This window comes from Micromonospora sp. WMMD712, from assembly GCF_029581295.1.
Taxonomy (GTDB): Bacteria; Actinomycetota; Actinomycetes; order Mycobacteriales; family Micromonosporaceae; genus Micromonospora; species Micromonospora carbonacea.
This window is the reverse complement of record NZ_CP120743.1, coordinates 5,302,542-5,320,983: the sequence shown is the minus strand read 5'-3', so window position 1 is coordinate 5,320,983 and position 18,442 is coordinate 5,302,542. Positions and strand designations below refer to the sequence as shown.

Below are 18,442 nucleotides of genomic sequence, written 5' to 3'. Positions count from 1 at the left end.
CGTCCTCCTAGTGGTCGACCTGGTTGGGGTGGCGTGCGTTGATGCACGCTTCGACGGCGCCTCGTGATCAAGTGCGGTGACCGGATCTCGGGACGCCGTCGACGCATGGCGGGCCACGGACCCGCGCGGGCGGGCGGCGGTCTATGGCTGGCCGAAGATCCGGTCGCAGCGGCTGGGGTCGACGGGCCGCCACGGCAGGCCCCAGCCGATCCGGTAGCGGCCATCGACGGGACGCGCGAGATGGACGCCGCCGCCGAGGGACACCGGCCGGGCGATGGTGAGGACGTGCCCGTCGAAGTCGACGGTGCGCCAGTCACCGCCCACGTAGTTGGCCATCGCGGCGAACGTCTGGACGAGCGCGGTCACGGCCTCGTGGTCGAGGGTGAACTCGCAGGTTCCGTTCCACCAGCCGACAACGGTGCCGCGATAACCCTCGTAGTAGCGGTGAAAGCCGGGGACCGGCTCGTAGCGCAGCCACCGGCCGGAGAACACGGCCGTGCTGCCCCGTGGCGGCTCGTAGTCAACAGCGGGCATCAATCGCCGCCCCTGACCCGTTCGCCAGCTTGGCCACCGAGTGGCAGTCGGATTCGCCGGTCACCTGCCGGCCGAGGCGGTAGCCGGCGATGGTGGCGCGCGGCAGGGGCCGTGCCAGGCGGGTTCCGGCGCAAGCGCGGACGAGGATCGCGTCCCGGCGGCCCATCAGCGCCTCCCCGGATCGCCGTTGGCGAGGATGGCCTGCCAGGCGGCGTGGGCGATGACGGCTGCGGGCCGGGCCGTGCTCGTCGCATCCAGGGGCACCGGCTGGCCGTCGACGGCAAGGCCGAATCCGGGCTCGCGCCACAGGTCGTCCCACAACACCCAGACGGCCAACGTATGGCCGGCGACGAGGAAGGAGCAGTACAGCGAGTGGGGTGCGTAGCCGTGCGGGTGTAGCCGCAGCAGGTACTCGGCGCTGTCGACGGTGGCACCGACGGAGGCGGCGATGTCGGTGGCGATCTCCCGGCACCAGGTGACGACCACCGACTCGCCGGCGGTGCTCTCGGCTACGGGGATGGTGAGGAACTCGCCGGCCGGTCGCGGCGACGCAGTGATGACTCGCATGTGCTTTGGGTCTCCCGTGCGGTAGAAGGGGTGGGTCAGTGGTTGTCGCGGTGGGCGTCGCGGACCGTTTGGGGAATCGGGCCGTGCCTGCGGTACGGAGGCAGCCCCAGCCGCTGCTGGTGGGCGGCCCAGAACTCGCGGACCTCCGCGTCGGCGCTACGTCCGTCGCGGGCTCCGGGGTTGCGGCGGGCCGCGGGGCGCTTCGGCAGCCGGCGTCCGGCCGCCACGTACGGGGCGAGTGCCTCCCGCAGGCGCGCCAGGTTGTGCGCGGCGAGGTCGATCTCGTACTCCACGCCGTCGAGGGCGAAGCGGTAGGTGCCGACGTTGTCGGTGCTGTGGTCCAAGTCGTCGGTGACGACGACGGTCGTCCTGGTTGCCATCTCAGGGTTCTCCTTGCGGTGGGTATGGCGATGGCCCCGACGCCGGGCACGGCGTCGGGGCAGCGGTCATCAGGTAGGTAGGGCGTCTCAGGCGACGGCGCTGGCGGGTGTCGGTGCTGTCCCCGCACCGTCGATGAGGACGTGGTGAGTTCGCCGCGTTGTCAGAGCGGGATCAGTGCGCTGCGGGCAGGTAGGGGAAGAGGCGTCCGGTGACGCGGCAGGCCCACCCGTCGGGGCTGACCCACATCGGGGACCCGCAGCAGAACGGCGGCCGCCGGGCAGGTGAGGCGGTCAGTGTCGTCACCGGGTGGTGGTAGTGCCACCACGGGGTGAGGCCGAGGTTCTCGGCGGCGGTCACGGTGCTGTAGAGCTGGGTGGCGCGCATGTCACCATCGGCCATGCGGCGGCGCAGCTCCCGCCACCACCGGGCGGGGTCGTCACGTAGCAGCTGCGGCCGGTCGTCGCGGTAGCGCTGCCCGGACAGGGTCTCGTAGATCCAGTCGTTGATCCTCGGGCCCATCCGGGCCGCCCGGAGTTCCTCGCCGCAGTCGCAGGCGTACCGCTGCTCTGGCCAGGCGGTGAGGTCACCATCCGGATGGCATGCCGGCTGCGGCGATGACCGGGAACGGGCTTCGGACATCGGTGCGGGGTCCTCTCTTCGGAGACGTCCCCGGGCACGGCCGTGCGGCCGTGCCCGGGCGCGGATCGCGCGTGTTCGGCCGGGCGTCGGCCGTTGCATTGGTGCGGACAGGGCCCCCAGCGGCGGCTGTGGGCGATGCACCCTGTGAGCTGTTACTGGGCGCGGAGGATCGCGTCGGCCCGCGCGAAGAGCCGGTCGGCGAGGCTTTCCAACGGCACCGGGCCGCTGCTGCGGTACGGCGTCGCGGCGTGCCACCCCGATGCCGGTTCGCTCGTCAGCGCGGTCCAGCTCATCGCGGGGGTGAAGACCTCGACGAGCGCGTAGCTCTGGTGTTGGTAGGCGTCGCGGTGGATCCGGACCCGCAGGAGGGCGCCGGCACTGCTTCGGCGGATCTCGGTGAGGTCGTAGCCCTGCCGGTGCTCGCCGAAGGTGCGCTCGATCCGCCGTCCGTTGGGCGGGGGCGTGGTGGCGTTGTCTTCCCCGCGCTGGTCGGTCACGGCTGGTCCTGCGGCAGGTCGAGGCCGACGGCGTGGTACGAGGCCTTGCCGAGGTTCTGCGCGGCGTGGCGCAGCGCGTCGCTGGCCTGGGTCAGCGCCGCGTGCAGCGCCGCGAGGTGTGTGGTGTCGCCTCCCGTGGTGTCGTGGGGTGCGGCGTGCTCGGCGGCCTGTCGCAGGCTGGTGTGGAAGCTGTGGGTCAGGTGGGTCAGTGAGGTGGTCAGGTCGGCGAGGTCCTGGGGCGTCGCGATGGCGGCGGGCCGGGCGGGGCCGAGGCAGTTCGACAGGTAGATGGTGAGGGTGCCGAGGATCCTGGTCGCGGTGCGGGTCAGCTCCGGGCCGAAGCTGGCCTCGTCTCCGAAGGCCGCACCGATCAGCGCGGCCAGGTGCGCGGGCGAGGCCTCCGTGTCAGACGGCTCGGGTGCGACGTGCGCGGTCGTCGGCTCGTGATCGGTGTCCGTGGCGGGGACGTCGTGGTCCGCCTGCCCGCCGGGGGTAGCCGTGGTCAGGGCGGTGAGCTTGCGGGTGCCGGACCAGGCGACACCGGCCGTGCGCGCCGCCTGGGCGCAGGCGTCGGCGGCGTCCTGGAGCCACGCGTGGATGTCGTCGGCCGTGTCGATGACCTCGCCGTGAAGGTCGCTGTCATCGGTGAGGCCGGTGAACTGCGGCTCGCGGACCTGACCGAGGATGTAGGAGCCGACCTGCGCGTGGATTCGGGCGAGCAGCCGGTTGGTGCGGTGCAGGTGCCCGACCAGGAACGCGACGGCGGAGGGCGCGGGCAGGGCCATCAGGGCGCTGAACGGTCCGGTGGCGGTGTGCAGCCAGCGGTACAGGTACTCGGCGGCGGTGACGGCGCTGCCCAGGCGGGCGGGGTCGTAGGGGCCGCCGATCGTGAACAACTCGCTCGTCGCCTCGAGCCAGACACTGGCCTGGCTGTCGGCAGGGAAGCCGTCCTCGACGAACACCGCCTGCGAGCGCCTGCCGTCGGTGCCGTGGCAGATGGGGGTGTTGTCGGTGAGGTGCCACCACCAGTTGCGGCTGCGGTAGGCGCTGGTCCAGCCCTGGGCGGGCTGGTCTGCCACCGGCTCGGCGCAGACGGGGCAGATCGGAATTCGGATCATGGCGTTTCGTCCTTTCGGACACGATGATGACGGCGAACCGGGATGGCTCGCCGTGGGCTCTGTGGGCGCGATCGAGGTACTGGTGGCCTGCCGGGCGATGTCGTCGCGGTCGTGGAAGAGGGATAAGCGGCCGTGTCGCCAGCCGGTGGCGCGGCCGGTGCCCCTGCCGTGGGCGGCCGGCGGGTTTAATCAGGTGGTGCCTCAGGTGTGGGCATCGGGAGTGCCAACGGGCTGGCCTTGCCGTCGAGGTGGTGATGGGGCCAGGGTGATGCGGCCGCTTGACCGACGGCGTGTGTGCGGGATGGCGGCTGCTTGACCGCTGGTTCCAGGAAGTGTCAGTGAGGGGTGTGGAAGCGGCCTCGGCCGACACCGGGGATGACGGTGTCGTCGACGTAGTCGATGACGAAGGTGTGCCAGCCGGCGTCGACGCCGCACTGGATGAGGTGGAGCAGGTCGCGGTCCGGCTGGTGCAGGGGGATGTCCCCGAGGCGGCCCGGGCGCGGCCGCCGGTGGTGCTCGCCGGTGAGTTCGCCGGCCAGCACAGGGGTGTCCTGCCAGCCCAGCAGGCTGTAGGTGACGGGGCGTAGGCGGTGCTGCTCTTCGGTGTGGATGCTGTTGCCGGTCAGGTAGATCCGGCTGAACTCGTCGTGGGACAGCCGCAGCGCCGGTGGCGCCGCAGGGGGTGCCTCGCGGCGCTGGGCGCGGACGCATGCGTCGGCGAGTTGCTCGACCTCGTCGAGCAGTAACATGACGCGACCCATCAGGAGGGCTCCTTCCTGTCGGTTTCGGGTCAGAGCGCGACTGCGAGCAGTCGCTGGTCGGGGTCGATGGTGGTGAGCAGGCGGTTGGCCTGTTCGAGGTAGGTCACCCGGTCGGCCATGGCGTCGCTGGCCGGGGCCACCTTCGCGCCGTCGGCGGTGATGAACGCGTCGCCGGTGACTGCGGTCAGGGCGCTGTGGTGCTGGTAGGCCACGCAGCTGGCCTGGTACATCTCCAGCTCGTCGAGGGCGATCCGTCCGGCGCCGTGGGTGGCGGCGTTGTGCATGCGGATCGCGTTGACCCGGGGCTGGTGGTGGAAGTCCGCCACGGCCGTCTTCCACGGGTACGCGTGCGGGTCGGCCAGGTGGCGGGCCTCGTAGACGTGCCAGGGGGTGGCGTTGCGGGTGCCGTGCACGGCCTGGCTGAACACCTGGTGGCGGATGGCCGCGCCGATGCCGGCGGCCTGGCGCATGCCGTCGAGGTCGAGCAGCCGCACCGGCCCGCCGGCGCAGCAGGTCGGGCGGCCCTTGCGGAGGCTGATGATCTGCCGGTGGTGCCACAGTCGCAGGTCGGGGTTGGCCCAGAACCGGGGCGACAGGGTGCCCCGGACGCCGAAGTTGCGGTCGAGCTGGTGCGCGGTCAGCGCCTCGCGGGGCAGCTCGTCCGGGATGCAGAGGATCATGGTGCGGATCGTGGCTGTCGGCGTGACAGCCGGCGTGGGGGTGCCCTTGCGGGGGGTCTTACCCATGGATGTCCTCCTTGGAGTGGGCGCGTCAGGGCGCGCGGAGATGACCGGCCCGCTGGGTACGCGGGTCGGCGGGGAAAGTGGTGTGGTGCGGGGTGGTGGGTGCGACCTGGGGGTCGCCGCGCGGCGCGGCGCCGACCGGCCCGGACAGGGCGGGTGAGCGGAGCGCACCGGTGGGTGCGGCGGTGGTTCCGAGGTGGGACCGAACCGGGGTGGAGATGTAGGGGTGCTGTTGTGCCGTGAACGGTAGCGGGCTGTTCTGTCAGGCCGGTCCGGCTAGGTGATCAGCCGGTAGCGGGGCTGACCTGCGCTGTGATCGGTTCCGGCCCGTTGCGGGCCCTCGTCGGCATGCCCGGTGTGAGTCTCCGTGCCCCTCACAGATGATCTTGTTCTCGGGCAGGGTCTGACAGCCGGATGGGGTCAGTGGTCGTCGAAGCGCTGGGGGTTGGTGGCGGTGTCGGGGCCGTGGTCGCAGGGCAGTTCGTGCAGGTATCTGCGGTGGGTGGGGTTCGAGGCGAGGGTCCAGACACGGCCGGCGGGGTCGGGGCCGTGGACGGCGGTGGCGATCGGGCTGGTGGTGTGCAGTCCGGCGAGCACGTTGAGGAGGCTGGTTTCGCGGCGTCGGCTGGGTACCCAGAACAGGACGGGGTAGCGGGGGCCGAAGGTGGTGAGGCGTTCGTAGCCGCGCAGCTTGGCCACGACCCGGGCGAGGTTCTCGGTGTCGTTGTCATGTTCGAGGAAGAAGCCGGTGGAGGTGTCGCCGACGGTCCAGACGCCGTGGCCGTCGGGGCGGATGCCGGCTTGGGCGTAGACGGTGGTGGCGTGCTGTTCGGACCACCACCGCGACAGCCGGACGTTGTCGGTGTGGCGGGCGGTGGCGATCAGGTCGGTGAAGAACTGGTTGACGCCGAGGAGGTGGTTGACCTGGCCGCTGGCGGCGATGCGCTTGGCGCGTTCCAGGGAGCTGCGTGGTGCCTTGCCGCCGTGGCCGTTCGGGTCGTGGTAGCTGGTCGGGTGTAGTTGCAGGCCGACGGGTCCGAGGGTGTAGAGCAGGGATCCGTAGCGGCCGTGGGTGCCGCTGCGGGCGAAGCGGTGCAGCACGTCGAGGCGGTGCAGGATCGTGAGTCGGCGTTGGGCGGTGCGGCGGTTGTCGAAGAAGGCGTGGGTGATCTGGTCGGTGGACAGCAGGTAGTGCTCGGCGAGCAGCGCGAGGAGGGCGTGGTCGCGGGGGACGATGCGGCCGAAGACCGCGAGGGGGTCGGGTTTGCTGGAGGCGGAGGGAACGCGGGAGTACATGATGTTTGCTCCTGGGCAGGATGGGGTGCCCCTCCCGATCGGGAGGGGTGTCTGGCGGGAGGCAGGCGGGTGCGCGGGGTCTGTCAGGGGCCGTGTGCGGCACTGACAGCGCAGGTCAGCACTGTGCTGTCAGTGTCGGGCGGTCACCGGCCGCGAGCCGGATGGCGAGCCGCCCGGCGAGCCGGGTGCCGCCACCTGCGTGGCGGGGGCGGGTCAGGGGTGTTCGCTTCTCGGGCGGGTCCGTCGCTTGTCGTCGGGTTTGCGGCTGAGTCGTTCGACGAGGTCGTCGATGGCGCTGGTGTCCTGGGCCGGTACCGCCGCGGCGGCGGCCTGCCGGATGGCGGTGGCCTCGCCGACGATCGGTTTCGGCGCTCGGGTGCGCATGGTGAACGCGGGGGTCTGTCGTCCATCAACGATTAGGCGTGCGGCGGCGGTGTAGGCGTCGAGGTGGGTGAGGTCGTGTTCGCCGAGTTCGGGCAGGGTGTGCCGGGACAGGACCTTCGCGTCCTCGGGCGCGCACGTGAAGTAGACCTTGTTGCGGGCGTTGGCGGAGGCGGCGGCGAGCAGGTCGCGGGGGAACTGGGCCAGATCTTGGTGGGCGAGGACGAGTGACAGCCGGTACTTGCGGGCTTCGGCGAGCATCGTGTCGAGGCTGTTGGCCAGGGTGAGGAAGTTCTGCGCCTCGTCGATGATGAGGGTGGTGTCGCGGCGGCGTTCGGGTGCGGTGGCGGCGCGGGCGGTGGCGGCCTGCCACACCTGGGCGAGGATCAGGGAGCCGAGCAGCCGGCTGGTGTCCTCGCCGAGGATGCCTTTGGGGATCCGGACGAGCAGCACGCCGCCGTCGAGGACCTTGCCCATGTCGAAGCTGGATTTCGGGTACCGCATGGTGCGTTTGACGAAGTCGCGCAGCAGGAAGGACCGCAGCCGGGCGAGGACGGGGCCGATGACCTGGGAGCGGAGGCTGTCGTTGAGGCTGTCGTACCACTGCCAGAAGCCGCTGAGCCCGGCCGGGTCGTCGAGGTCCACGGTCATCGCGGAGCGGAACTGGGGGCTGTTGAGCAGCGGGGGGATGTGCTGCAGGGTCACGTTGTTGTGGCGTAGCAGGGTCAGGCAGGCGACCCGCATGACGTCGTCCATCCGCGGGCCCCACGCCTTGGCGAAGATGGTGCCGAAGATCGACACGAGGTTGTCGACGACGAGGTCGGGGTCGTCGCCTTCGAGGGGGTTCAGCGTCGGCGGGTTGTCCTGGTCGGGGTCGAACAGGACGACGCGGTCGGCGATGGTGGCGGGGAGCCGGTCGAGGATGTCCAGGACGAGGTCGCCGTGCGGGTCGATGACGACGGTGCCCCGGCCGGCTTTGATGTCATCGAGGGCCAGGTTGACCAGCAGGGTGGTCTTCCCGGAGCCCGTCGAACCGATCACATGCATGTGATACCTCGCGTCCGGCACCGACAGGCCGACGCTGTGGCCGCCGATCTCGGCGTCGCCGAGCATCTTCACCCCCCGCCCACCTGCGGGGACCGCGACCGGCGCCGGCATGGACGCGGCCCGCGCCCGGTCGAGGCCGGGCACGGCGAGATCCTGCGGCAGGGCGGCGAGGGCGGCGAGTTCCGGGGTGGAGGTGAGGAATCCGGGTCCGAGGCGGCGGCCGGCGAGGACAGCCGCCGGAGCGCGCATCCGAGTCCGGTGGGTGAGCCGGTTGCGGCCGGTGTGGATGGCGAACGCGGAGGCGAGGGTGTCGGCGATGCCCCGCAGCCGACCACGCGGGTCGGCTGCGGGCCGCTTGTTGGTGGTGGCGACGGCGTAGCGGATGCCGGTCTGCCACAGCGGGTGCGCTGTCTTGTCCAGGATCGCGCGGACGTCCCGTTCGACGGCGGGGTCCCGCCGGGCGGCGGGCACCGTGGTTCGGCCGGTGCCGCCGGCGGGTAGGAACGCGTCGAGCAGCCACAGCAGCGGCGCGACCGGGTTGATCGCCGGGACGGCGGTCTTGCCGGACCGTAGCCGCCCGACCGCGCGGCGGGCCCGTGCCGCCCGGCGTGGGGTGGCCGGTCGGGCGAGAACCTGCACGCACGCGTGCTCGCCGGGTTTCAGTTGGGAGCCGGCGGACATCAGCGGGCGCAGCGGGTCGGTGTCGTGGTCGGTGGACAGCGGCAGCCACTCCGCGTAGACCGGCAGCACGTGCCCGCCGACCGTCGGGTGCGCGTTCAGGGGGATCGGCGGTGGCGGGTTGGTGTCGGTGGTGGTGGCCGAGCCGGGCCACGCGGCCCGCACCGCCGCCTCGACCGCCCCGGGTGGGACGGTGCCGGGCACCCAGATCGAGATGAGCAGCTGCCGGCCGGACCAGGTGTACTGCCACACGACGTGCGGGGCGCCGTAGAGCAGGCGCCGCCGCCGTGATGGGGTGAGCACGCCGGCGAGGTTCGCCCACCACGCGCCCGCGCCGCGGGGGTCCACGTCGGGCGGCGGCGCGATCGTCACCAGACGCGCCCCGTGGGTGTGGTGGCGGTGCCGCCAGGCATCGACCAGGTTACGGGCGGCGATCCAGGCGGCCAGCACGGCGGCGGCGACAGCGGCCAGCCAGGGCCGCTGTGTGGCCCACACGACGGCGTCGACCAGGGCGGCCCCGGGTTCGGTAGGGGGCGCGATGACGTCGGCGCCCGGCCCGAACGTCGGGCCGGGCGCCGACATCGACACGATGGCTGCCGGGTGAGCGCCGGTCGGTGTCACAGGTCCTCCTCATCGGCGTCGGCCAGATCGCTCGGGTCAGTGGTGCACAGCGCGTGTTCGGTGTCGGAGGAGACCGACTCGAAGCTCGTCCTGGTCACCCCGCAGATGAGCAGGCCCTGGCCGCGGCGGGCCGACAGCAGCAGCCGCCGTTCGCCGCCGGTGAGTCCGAACGCCTCGCCGACGGCGTCGATGGCCTGCGGCGCCTGCCGTAGCAGGATCTGGGTGGCGGCGTTGGACACCACGGCCTGGCCGAGGTCGGTGCCGAGAACGTCGGCGGCGTCCTGGGTGATGACGGTCAGCCCGGCGTTGCGCTTGCGTGCCGCCTTTGACATGCGGAACAGGAACCGGGCGCCTTCGCCGTCGCGCATCAGCAGCCACGCCTCGTCGACGACCACGAGCCGCCGCCGCGACCGGTGCTGTGGGGCGTCGACGGTGCGCCAGATCGAGTCGAGGGCGAGCAGGGTGCCGACGGTGCGCAGCTCGTCGGGCAGGTGCCGCAGCGACCACACGACCAGGTGCCCGTCCGGGGTGTGGGTGGTGGGGGCGTCGAACAGGTCGGCGAAGCTGCCCCGCACCCACGGCGCGAGCCGCGCGGCCAGCGTCGCGGCGGCCGGGTCGTCGTCGGCGTGCAGCGTCTGGGCGAGGTCGCGCAGCAGCGGTGCGGGCCGGTGGTGGGTGGCCGGGTCGGCGGTGATCCCGGCGGACCGGTAGACGGCGAGGATGGCCCGGTCCAGCGCGGCCCGCTCCGCCGGTGGCGGCTGCTGGCCGAGCAGGACGCTGATCAGGGTGTGCAGGAACAGCGCGCGGCGGGTCAGCGTGTCGGGGCGGCGGTCGCCGACGGGCAGGTCGAGGGGGTTGATCTTCACGCCGGGCAGACCGAGGCGGACGATGGTGCCGCCGACCGCGTCGGCCAGCCGCAGGTACTCGTCCTCGGGGTCCACGACCGCGACCCGCACGCCCTGGTAGAGGCTGCGCAGGATCTCCAGCTTCACGAAGTACGACTTCCCCGCCCCGCTTCTGGCGAGGACGATGGAGTTGTGGTTCTCCTGCGCCCAGCGGTCCCACCAGACGATGCCGGCGCTGGCCGGGTTGACCCCGTAGAGGACCCCACCCGTGGTGGGTGGGTCTCCGGGGAGCGGGGCGGGCAGGTCCGGGCTGGCCAGCGGGAACGCGGCGGCCAGCGCTTGGGTGTCCATGGTGCGTGGCATGCGTAGCCCGTCGGTGGCCAGGGGCAGGGTGGTGCTCCAGCCGGCGAGTTGCCGCCACGTGGCCGGTTGCACGTCGAGGAGGGTGGACGCGGCGGCGGCCCGCACCTGCGCGCACGCCTGCGTCAGCTCGGCCTCGGAGCGGGCGTGGACTGTCAGGTAGAGGCCGACGCGGAACAGCTTCGCCGCGCCGCGGGCGAGCCTTTCGGCCAGGTCACCGGCGTCCTCGGCGGCGGCGTCGACGTAGGGGTCGGCCAGTCTGCCGCGCTCGGAGTCGGCCCGCCTCGATGACTCCAGGCGGGCCCGCTGCTGACGCAGCCGGGACGCGGCGACCGGCGCCGGCAGGGGTTCGATGTGCACCGCGAGGTCGAGGCGGCCCGGCCAGGACAGCAGCGGCTCCAGCCACGCCGGACCGACCTCGGCCGGGTAGCCGGTCACGACCAGCGTCGCCGCGTACCCGTCGCCGACGCGCAGCCACCGGGGCGTGACCTCGACGGTGGCGGGCGCGACGGTCGACTCCACCGCACCCGTCCGACCCGGCCCGCCCGCGTCGCCTTCCCCGCGTCGTCTTCTACTAGTCATGATCGTGTCCTCTGCTTCCGGGTGGTGGGTACGGGTGCGGCGGTGATGACGGCGTCGGGGGCGGCCAGGCCGCCGGGGCGCGGCGGCCGGTAGGGGTCGGCCGCGCTGGTGAGGGCGGCGGTGACCGCCGGGCCGTCCAGGACACGGGGTGTGACGCCAAGACCGGACAACGCGCGGACGGTGTCGTCGGCGCGTCGCCGCGCCGCGTGCGGGCCGCGTTCGCCTGCGGCGGTGCGGGTGACGATGAGGACCTGCCGGCGCAGCGGGTCGCGGCCGTCGGCGAGGTCGGCGAGGAAACCGGCGTGGTCGGCGCACGCCGCCCGCAGCCGCGGGTGCGGCTGGGTGTCCGCGGCGGCGGCGAGGGCCCGGCTGTGGGAGGCGAGGTCGACCGGCTGCGCGGACACGACGATCTGGACCGGGGCCGAGAGGCTGTTGAGCCACCGTCCCCAGCCGTCGACCAACGCCGCCTGCTCCGCCGGGGTGCGCAGCGCCAGGTTCACGGTGGTGGCGCCGACAACCGCCGCCCGGACGTCGCCGAGGCTGACCTGCCCGTCGTCGTCGATGGCGTCGGCGGGCAGCCGCAACGGCGCCGGCATCGACTGCCGGCCGGCCGCGGGGGCCTCGACCCAGTCCGGCACGCCGCCGCCGACCGTGGGGGCGGTGGACAGGCAGCGGGGGGCGCGGGTGTGGCGCACGGCGTGCAGCAGCCACACGTCCAGCGACAGGCCGTCGCGGCGGCCGAGCGCCACCCCGATGGCCAGCCCGCCGATCACCACACCGGCGCCGGCCAGCACCGGCGCCGCCACGAGGGTGTGCAGCGCCTGCCAGAGTCCGTAGACGACGAGCGCGCCCGCGGCGACGATCGCCAGCTGGTGGAACGTCAGGCCGTAGGCGACCTTGTCGGGGGCGTCGACGTCGGCGGGCATCCGCGCCGTGGTCGGCGCCTCGTCGGATTCGGGTCTGGTCATCTGAGGGTCCTCCGGAGGGTGTTCAGGCCGGGAACGGCGCGGGTGAGTTGCTGGACCACGACGACGCGCACGGCCGCGCCGAGCACGTTGGCGCCTCGTGCGGGCTGGCCCGCCCAGCGGGCCATCAGCCCGGGGATCTTGACGGTGGTCCACAGCAGGACCACGACTACCAGGAGGTTCAGTGTGCCGCCGGGGTCGACGGGCAGACCGAACACGGGCAGCATGACCGCCGGGTCGAGCAGCATCCGCTCGCCCGCGGTGAGGAAGAACGCCTGCGCGACGGGGACCGCCAGGCATCCGGTGTAGGCGCGCCACCACAGCCGGGCGAGCCCGTCGGTGGCCGGCAGCGCGTGACACGCCAACGCCAGCGGCGCGATCCCGGTCATCACCAGCAGCGTCACGACCCTGCCGATCACCTGGACCGCGCACGTCACGACCAGCCCGGTGATGATCACGGCCAGGACCAGGAACAACAGCGGGACCATGTGGTCCTGCGCCGCGGTGAGGTGGTTCTGGATCGCGGTGAACGCGCCGCCGTCGTCGTAGTGGTCGCCGCTGATCGCCCCGGTCAGGGCGTTGGCGAGGTCGATGAGCTGGGCGCAGGCCAGCTGGGAGAAGTGGGAGGCGGTGAACCCGACGACCAGCCGAGGCAGCAGTTCCTTGACCGTGTACCGGGACTGTTCGTCGCCGCCGGCGGCCATGACCATGACCCCGGCGGCGACGAACGCGAGGACGAAGACGGTGTCCACGATCCAGACCGACCGGCCGGTGAGCGCCTGCACCTGCGGAAGCACGGTGACCTTCGGCGTAGTGAGCAGAACGCCGACGATCAGGTCGAAGACGGTGGTGAGGCAGGCCAGGATCGCCTCGGTCAGCCAACCGACCGCCTGGTCGAGGAACCATCCCATGACGGATCAGGCCCCGACGATGCCCTGGACGACCTGCAGCAGGATCGGCGCGAGCACGGCCAGCCCGTAGCCGATCAACGCGTTACGCAGGGCCAGCTTCGCTTTCTCCACCTGCGACGGATCACCACCAGCGGTGGCCCAGTACACGCCGGCCAGAACCAGGAACAGGGTCGCGACCGCGCCCAAGAGACCCATGAGCCAGGTGCGCAGGTTGGCGATCACCACCGGCAGCGAGTTCGCCGCCACACGGACGGCCTCACCGGGATCGGCGGAGGCGGCGGACGCCACCGCGAGAGCGACGCCGACACCGGCCAACGGCACGGTCACGCGCAGGGCGATACGGACGGCTCGCTCGGCGCGAGCGGTGTGGTGCGGGGTGCGGGACATTGCGATTCACCTCCCGCCGCGCCCCGCGACGCCGAACGGCGCGGCGCGGGACGCGGCGATTACTCGAAGCGGTCCAGAAGGGCCGCCGCCGGGTGTCGGTGAAGACGCGAACGAACCGCGTGAGCCCCGGGAGGAGCTCGTCCTCCCTCTTGGGTGGGTTGCGGTCATTCGATGTGGTGTCAGCGCATCAACTGGCGCGGCACCCGAGGTACACGGTCGTCGGTTCCTCGTGTCGCCCGGCGGCGGACGGAACCAGCGAGCGGTACAGCTCGCAGGTCCCGCACCCCCAAACCGGGTCCTGTGAGCTGTGGCGAACACAGGCCGCGCTCACAGAACGCTCACAGTGCGGGAACAGCGCATTCGACTACTTCTACGAATAGCTCACCAGCTTCTGCAACCGCAGAGCAGTACCGAAGCTTGCTTGCTGCGCAACTGTGGGTGTCTATGTGGAAAGTGGCGGCGATGGCCGATAGTGGACGGGTGGCATTCCAAGAGGCCGTGAGCGAGCAGACCAGTCAGATGCGGGCGGGTGTGCGCGCGATGGTGACCGGTGCCGGCAGGTTACGGGGCGCGTCACACGGCGTCTTGATGGCGATCCTGTGCGCGAACGCACTGGCTCCCGTGGTCGCCGCCTCAGCTAGCGCCGGCGCTGTGGTCACCGCCGGCGTCGGTGCTCTCGGTGCCGTCGGTGGCAATGTACTGACAAACGTGGTCACCGCAGCGGTCGACAGTCTGCGGCGCACCCGCCCAGCCGGCGACATCCCCCTTCCCGCTGCCGTCGACGAGTTGTTCGCCCGGATACAGGCTGGACTGGCCGCCGACCAAGCCGATGCGGACCAGCTGCGGGTGGAGATCGCGGCCGTCCTGCGGGAAATCGGTGCGGCCCGTGAGGCGATCGAGGCAGCGATCCAGACCGGCGACGAGGAACTACAGCGGACAGTGGTTGCGGCGTTGGGTGGTATGGCGACCCAGTTCAGTGAGTTCGGGTTCGTGCTCAACGAGGTCCGCGACACCGTCAGCCGGCTACAGCTAAACTCTCTCACGCTCGAGGCCGAACGCCGGCACGAGGGTGAACTCATCCGCCAGCAAGCCACCCAGCTTCGGCTGATCCGCGAACAGCTCAGCGTCATCGAACGGGTTGCGCGCACCCACCCGGCCGGCGATACCAGTAGCGAAACGTCATCCGGCCTACCACGGTGGGACCAGCCTCCGTATCTCGGCCTGTGGCCGTTTCAGGAAGGTCAGGCCGAAGTCTTCTACGGACGTGAACGGGTAGCAGCCGAGCTCACCGGTCGGGTGGAGCAGTGCTTGACCGAGGTGTCGTGCGTAGTGGTGACCGGGGCATCCGGCGTAGGCAAGTCGTCTCTGGTACGGGCAGGGCTGCTACCCGCCATCGCCAAGGGGCAACTGGCCGTAACAGGTTCGTCCGACTGGCCCCGGATCGTAATCACCCCGACCGCCAAGCCGCTGACGGAACTGGCCACGCACCTGGCAATGCTGGTCGGCACCGACGCTGTCTCGGTACGCACTCGATTGGAGCAGCAACCACACGAAACCTATCTGCTGGCACGCCAGGCAGTACTCGCCCACAGCACAGGCCTGCCCTCGCAGGCACAAGAGGATGTTCGTTCGCATGGCCGACTGATCGTGGTCGTCGACCAGTTCGAGGAACTGTTCACCCTCACCCAAAGCGAGGTTGAAGCAGAGCATGGCCCCCATGCGTTCATCACCGCGCTGTTGTCCATCGCAACCGCACCCGCCGGTGCCCCCACGCCAGCCGGGGTAGTCGTCATCGTGCTCCGGGGAGACTTCCTGGACCGCTGCGCCGCAAACCCGGCGCTGGTACCCGTGTTACAGAACGGGGGATTCATCGTTGGCCCCATGGCCGAGGCCGAGCTGCGGCAGGCCATCACCGGGCCGGCCGAGGCCGCCGGGCTAACGCTGGACAACGGCCTCGCCGACGACATCCTCGCTGACCTGCGCGCCGCCACCACCACCAAGGAGTTCAGCGTTGGAGCGTTGCCGTGGCTGTCGCAGGTCATGCTGCTGACCTGGCAGAACCGGCAGGACCAGCGGCTGACCCGGCGTGGTTACCTCGCCACCGGCGGCGTGGCCCACGCCGTACAGACCAGCGCCGAAGCCGTCTACCAGGCTCTCACCCCGGCCCAACAACACCTCGCTCGTGACGTCTTCGTGCGTATGACGCTCACGGCCCGCGACGGCCATGTCGCACGCCGCCAGGTCAGCCTTGTCGAGCTGCATACGTATCCGGGCAGCCCGCCAGACCGTCAAGGGGAGGTCGAAGCGGTACTGGAAGGGTTTGCTGCACGACGTCTGGTGGTGCTGGCCGAGGACACCGTCGAGATCGCCCACGACACCCTGCTACAGGCGTGGCCGAGGCTCCGCTCCTGGCTAGAAGACGACCAAGCCGGGCGCGTCCTCTACAGCCAGCTCATCAACGACGCCACCGACTGGGACACACACAAGCGTGACCCGTCCTTCCTGTATCGCGGCACCCGCCTCGCCACCGTGCAATCCGCCCGCGCTGCATGGCGGACCGATCCTGCCCGCTACCCTGCGGTGACCGACGCCGCCGAGCAATTCCTCCAACACGCGCACCGTAGCCACACCAGGGCAACGCGGCGTCGCCGCGGCACCGTCTCCATCCTCGTCCTTATGCTCATCGCCGCCACCGTAGCCGCCGGCTTCGCTGTCGAGGCCAGCCGCCAGGCGACCCAGCAGCGCACCATCGCCGTCTCTCGGCAACTCGCCGCCCAGAGCCAGACCATCGGCACCAGTGACCCCGTTCGGGCGCAACTGCTCGCCGCAGCGGCCTGGCGCATCAACACAAACCCGGAGAGCCGGGCCAGCATGTATGCGGCTCTGGTCAACCCGGCCCTGCGCCTCTTCACCGACACCGATGCCGTGAATTCGGTGGCTTTCAACCCCGACGGCAGGACCATCGCCACCGGTAGCGCCGCCGGGACCGCACGACTGTGGGACGTGACCACCGGACGGGCCATCGCCACCCTCACCGGCCACACCGATTCCGTGCTCTCGGTAGCGCTTAGCCCGGACGGCAGGACCCTCGCCACCACCAGCATCGACGGGACGGCCCGGCTGTGGGACGTAACCACCGCACGGGCCCTCACCACTCTTACCGGCCACACCAGCTACGTGGACTCGGTGACGTTCAGCCCGGACGGGAAGTCCCTGGCTACTGGCAGCGGTGACGGAACGGCCCGACTGTGGGACGTAACCACCGGCCAGGCCGTCACCACCCTCACCGGCGACACCGACGTGGTGGCTTCGGTAGCCTTCAGCCCCGACGGCAGGACCCTGGCCAGCGGCACCAGAGAAGGGCCAGTCCGGCTGTGGGAGGTGGCCACCGGCAAACCCATCACCACCCTTACCGGCCACACCAACATGGTGGCCTCGGTAGCGTTCAGCCCCGACGGCAGGACCGTCGCCACAGGCAGCGACGACGGGACGGCCCGACTGTGGAAGGCGGCCACCGGCAAACCCATCACCACCTTCACCGGCCACATCGGCAGCGTAAGGTCAGTCGCGTTCAGCCCCGACGGCAGAACCCTCGCCACCGGCAGCGGCAGCGGCATGGGCGACGATGGGACGGCCCGACTGTGGGACGTGACCACCAGACAGCTTCTCTCCACCCTCACCGGCCACACCCGCTCGGTTGCTTCGGTGGCGTTCAGCCCCGACGGTAGGTCTCTCGCCACCGGCAGCGGCGATGGCACGGCCCGACTGTGGGACCTAGCCACCGGTCAGGCCGTCACCACCCTCACCGGCCCCAACCTCGTGCGTTCGGTCGCGTTCAGCCCCGATGGCCGGACCCTCGCCACTGCCACCGGCGACCGCTATTTCAGGGACATCAACGGGACAGCCGTATTGTGGGAGGTGGCCACCGGCAAGCCTGTCGCCACGCTTTCCGGCCACACCCGACCGGTGAATGCGGTCGCGTTCAGCCCAGACGGCCGAACCCTCGCCACAGGCAGCAACGACGGGACAGCACGACTGTGGGACGTAGCCACCGGCAAGCCTGTCGCCACGCTTCCCGGCCACACCCGACCGGTGAATGCGGTCGCGTTCAGCCCAAACGGCCGAACCCTCGCCACAGGCAGCAACGACGGGACAGCACGACTGTGGGACGTAGCCACCGGCCGGGTCCTCACCACCCTCACCGGCCGCACCAGCTCAGTTGCTTCGGTGGCGTTCAGCCCAGACGGCAGGATCCTCGCCACAGGCAGCAGCGACGGGACAGCACGACTGTGGGACGTGGCCACCGGCAAGCCTGTCGCCACGCTTCCCGGCCACACCCGACCGGTGAATGCGGTCGCGTTCAGCCCAAACGGCCGAACCCTCGCCACAGGCAGCAACGACGGGACAGCACGACTGTGGGACGTAGCCACCGGCCGGGTCCTCACCACCCTCACCGGCCGCACCAGCTCAGTTGCTTCGGTGGCGTTCAGCCCAGACGGCAGGATCCTCGCCACAGGCAGCGGTATCGACGACAACGGGATGGCCGTGCTGTGGGACGTGGCCACCGGCAAGCCTGTCATCACCTTCACCGGCCACAGCGGTGACGTGACTTCGGTCGCGTTCAGCCCAGACGGCCGAACCCTCGCCACAGGCAGCAGCGAGCGGACGGCCCGACTATGGCCAACGGAATGGATACCGGACCCTTACGGTTTGCTGTGCTCCCGAGCTGGTAGGCCCCTCAGCACCCAGGAGTGGAAGGCATACATTCCGGACCTCCCCTATGAAAAAGTATGTGGTTAGCACCTGGACCGCCTGCAACTTCTCCTGATGACGAAGACAGTCCATGCCTGCGGACCGCCCAGCTGTTCCGCAGGCGGTGAATGGTGGCGTATGGGGCGGCGATGGAGCAGTCTCGTGTGCATGTGGATTTGATCGACCAATCGGTCAGTCAAGGGATAGCGATGTCGACGACAGTGGCGAGATGCAGTCAGCCGGCGCCGACGCGCAGGTAGGTGACATCGCCGCACTAGCGCCGGTTCCGGTGTTATTGCCGTCAAGTCCTGGCCGATCAGATCCGATACCGGCGGGGCGACCAGGTTCGCGATGGTGTGCGTTCACGGCGGCGTAGA

16 protein-coding genes are annotated in these 18,442 nt (G+C 71.1%); 1 reads left to right on the top strand and 15 read right to left on the bottom strand.

Features of this window, described 5'->3' with window-relative positions; translation table 11 throughout:
• Positions 1-141: 141 nt before the first annotated feature.
• The 15 genes from O7633_RS23155 to O7633_RS23085 all read right to left on the bottom strand — a co-directional run bounded on the left by O7633_RS23155 (position 142) and on the right by O7633_RS23085 (position 13,313).
• Positions 142-534, bottom strand: coding sequence for a hypothetical protein (locus O7633_RS23155; RefSeq protein WP_282323931.1), 393 nt, complete (start codon positions 532-534; stop codon positions 142-144).
• Positions 521-700 carry a hypothetical protein gene (locus tag O7633_RS23150; protein ID WP_282323930.1) on the bottom strand — a complete coding sequence of 60 codons (180 nt, stop codon included), beginning with the start codon at positions 698-700 and terminating at the stop codon, positions 521-523. Before O7633_RS23150 ends, O7633_RS23155 begins: the two co-directional genes overlap by 14 nt.
• A complete protein-coding gene (locus tag O7633_RS23145; RefSeq protein ID WP_282323929.1) occupies positions 700-1,101 on the bottom strand; it encodes a hypothetical protein in 402 nt (133 codons plus the stop codon). The genes O7633_RS23150 and O7633_RS23145 overlap by 1 nt, the downstream gene beginning before the upstream one ends.
• A 35-nt stretch (positions 1,102-1,136) precedes the next feature.
• The gene (locus O7633_RS23140) at positions 1,137-1,481 is read right to left on the bottom strand and encodes an Lsr2 family protein (RefSeq protein WP_282323928.1); all 345 of its coding nucleotides are present in this window, start codon (positions 1,479-1,481) and stop codon (positions 1,137-1,139) included.
• Between the two features lie 172 nt (positions 1,482-1,653).
• Positions 1,654-2,121, bottom strand: coding sequence for a hypothetical protein (locus O7633_RS23135; protein ID WP_282323927.1), 468 nt, complete (start codon positions 2,119-2,121; stop codon positions 1,654-1,656).
• Between the two features lie 152 nt (positions 2,122-2,273).
• Positions 2,274-2,618: a hypothetical protein gene (locus tag O7633_RS23130; protein ID WP_282323926.1), complete on the bottom strand. Its 345-nt coding sequence runs from the start codon at positions 2,616-2,618 to the stop codon at positions 2,274-2,276.
• Positions 2,615-3,736: a hypothetical protein gene (locus O7633_RS23125; protein WP_282323925.1), complete on the bottom strand. Its 1,122-nt coding sequence runs from the start codon at positions 3,734-3,736 to the stop codon at positions 2,615-2,617. The genes O7633_RS23130 and O7633_RS23125 overlap by 4 nt, the downstream gene beginning before the upstream one ends.
• A 335-nt stretch (positions 3,737-4,071) precedes the next feature.
• Complete coding sequence (locus O7633_RS23120; protein ID WP_282323924.1) at positions 4,072-4,497, bottom strand: hypothetical protein; 426 nt, start codon at positions 4,495-4,497, stop codon at positions 4,072-4,074.
• A gap of 29 nt (positions 4,498-4,526) precedes the next feature.
• Positions 4,527-5,243 (bottom strand): hypothetical protein, encoded by a 717-nt coding sequence (locus O7633_RS23115; RefSeq protein WP_282323923.1) that lies wholly within the window; start codon positions 5,241-5,243, stop codon positions 4,527-4,529.
• Positions 5,244-5,660: 417 nt separating this feature from the next.
• Positions 5,661-6,536: a replication-relaxation family protein gene (locus O7633_RS23110; protein ID WP_282323922.1), complete on the bottom strand. Its 876-nt coding sequence runs from the start codon at positions 6,534-6,536 to the stop codon at positions 5,661-5,663.
• Positions 6,537-6,749: 213 nt separating this feature from the next.
• On the bottom strand, positions 6,750-9,224 hold the full coding sequence (locus O7633_RS23105) for an ATP-binding protein (RefSeq protein WP_282328624.1): 2,475 nt from the start codon (positions 9,222-9,224) through the stop codon (positions 6,750-6,752).
• A 35-nt stretch (positions 9,225-9,259) separates the two neighbouring features.
• On the bottom strand, positions 9,260-11,050 hold the full coding sequence (locus O7633_RS23100; protein ID WP_282323921.1) for a DUF87 domain-containing protein: 1,791 nt from the start codon (positions 11,048-11,050) through the stop codon (positions 9,260-9,262).
• Positions 11,047-11,976: a PrgI family protein gene (locus O7633_RS23095; protein ID WP_282328623.1), complete on the bottom strand. Its 930-nt coding sequence runs from the start codon at positions 11,974-11,976 to the stop codon at positions 11,047-11,049. The genes O7633_RS23100 and O7633_RS23095 overlap by 4 nt, the downstream gene beginning before the upstream one ends.
• A gap of 38 nt (positions 11,977-12,014) precedes the next feature.
• The gene (locus tag O7633_RS23090) at positions 12,015-12,926 is read right to left on the bottom strand and encodes a type IV secretion system protein (protein WP_282323920.1); all 912 of its coding nucleotides are present in this window, start codon (positions 12,924-12,926) and stop codon (positions 12,015-12,017) included.
• Between the two features lie 6 nt (positions 12,927-12,932).
• On the bottom strand, positions 12,933-13,313 hold the full coding sequence (locus tag O7633_RS23085; protein WP_282323919.1) for a pilin: 381 nt from the start codon (positions 13,311-13,313) through the stop codon (positions 12,933-12,935).
• 498 nt (positions 13,314-13,811) lie between these two features.
• Between O7633_RS23085 and O7633_RS23080 the strand changes: the two genes are divergently transcribed.
• Positions 13,812-18,113: an AAA family ATPase gene (locus O7633_RS23080; protein WP_282323918.1), complete on the top strand. Its 4,302-nt coding sequence runs from the start codon at positions 13,812-13,814 to the stop codon at positions 18,111-18,113.
• Positions 18,114-18,442: the final 329 nt, after the last annotated feature.

Coding starts and splice junctions, on each gene's coding strand:
- O7633_RS23155 (WP_282323931.1), bottom strand. CDS start 534: ATGCCCGCTGTTGACTACGAGCCGCCACGGGGCAGCACGGCCGTGTTC.
- O7633_RS23150 (WP_282323930.1), bottom strand. CDS start 700: ATGGGCCGCCGGGACGCGATCCTCGTCCGCGCTTGCGCCGGAACCCGC.
- O7633_RS23145 (WP_282323929.1), bottom strand. CDS start 1,101: ATGCGAGTCATCACTGCGTCGCCGCGACCGGCCGGCGAGTTCCTCACC.
- O7633_RS23140 (WP_282323928.1), bottom strand. CDS start 1,481: ATGGCAACCAGGACGACCGTCGTCGTCACCGACGACTTGGACCACAGC.
- O7633_RS23135 (WP_282323927.1), bottom strand. CDS start 2,121: ATGTCCGAAGCCCGTTCCCGGTCATCGCCGCAGCCGGCATGCCATCCG.
- O7633_RS23125 (WP_282323925.1), bottom strand. CDS start 3,736: ATGATCCGAATTCCGATCTGCCCCGTCTGCGCCGAGCCGGTGGCAGAC.
- O7633_RS23120 (WP_282323924.1), bottom strand. CDS start 4,497: ATGGGTCGCGTCATGTTACTGCTCGACGAGGTCGAGCAACTCGCCGAC.
- O7633_RS23115 (WP_282323923.1), bottom strand. CDS start 5,243: ATGGGTAAGACCCCCCGCAAGGGCACCCCCACGCCGGCTGTCACGCCG.
- O7633_RS23110 (WP_282323922.1), bottom strand. CDS start 6,536: ATGTACTCCCGCGTTCCCTCCGCCTCCAGCAAACCCGACCCCCTCGCG.
- O7633_RS23105 (WP_282328624.1), bottom strand. CDS start 9,224: ATGTCGGCGCCCGGCCCGACGTTCGGGCCGGGCGCCGACGTCATCGCG.
- O7633_RS23100 (WP_282323921.1), bottom strand. CDS start 11,050: ATGACTAGTAGAAGACGACGCGGGGAAGGCGACGCGGGCGGGCCGGGT.
- O7633_RS23095 (WP_282328623.1), bottom strand. CDS start 11,976: ATGCCCGCCGACGTCGACGCCCCCGACAAGGTCGCCTACGGCCTGACG.
- O7633_RS23090 (WP_282323920.1), bottom strand. CDS start 12,926: ATGGGATGGTTCCTCGACCAGGCGGTCGGTTGGCTGACCGAGGCGATC.
- O7633_RS23085 (WP_282323919.1), bottom strand. CDS start 13,313: ATGTCCCGCACCCCGCACCACACCGCTCGCGCCGAGCGAGCCGTCCGT.